The sequence below is a fragment of the Kineococcus indalonis genome, assembly GCF_009906395.1.
Taxonomy (GTDB): Bacteria; Actinomycetota; Actinomycetes; order Actinomycetales; family Kineococcaceae; genus Kineococcus; species Kineococcus indalonis.
In genome coordinates, this window is sequence record NZ_JAAALM010001030.1 from 1 (window position 1) to 427 (window position 427).

The following is a 427-nucleotide window of genomic DNA, read 5'->3' on the forward strand; positions in this document are numbered from 1 at the left end:
CGCCCGCCGCTCAGGCGCCCAGGACCCGGCGCGCCTCGGCGGCGACCCGCTCGAAGCGGGCGCGGTCCAGCGCGGCGCCCTCGCGGCGCACGTCGGCGGGCGCCACCCGCAGCAGGCGGTCCACGCGCACCTCGCTGGGCCGCCCGCGCCGGTCCCAGGGGCCGGCGCCGACGTCGACCCAGGTGCGGCCGTGGCGGGCCTCGTCGGCGGCGTCGCGGTCGTGGTCCCTGCTGGTCATCGCCAGCACCAGCAGGTCGGCGCCCGGCCCGGCGCCGTCGCGGCCCACCACGAGCACGGGGCGGTCCTTGCCGCGCCCGTCGCCCTCCTCGAAGGGCACCCAGGCCCACACGACCTCCCCGGGGTCGGGACGGCCGTCGGCGCGCGGGGCGTACGCGAAGGCGGCCGCGGCGCCCGGGGCGCTCGCGGG

At 82.9% G+C, this 427-nt stretch carries 1 protein-coding gene; it reads right to left on the bottom strand.

Going from position 1 to position 427, the window contains the following annotated elements; all coding sequences use genetic code 11:
- Positions 1–10: 10 nt before the first annotated feature.
- Positions 11–427: type II toxin-antitoxin system PemK/MazF family toxin (locus tag GTR00_RS22545; RefSeq protein ID WP_205706458.1), on the bottom strand; the 417-nt coding region annotated here is incomplete at its 5' end.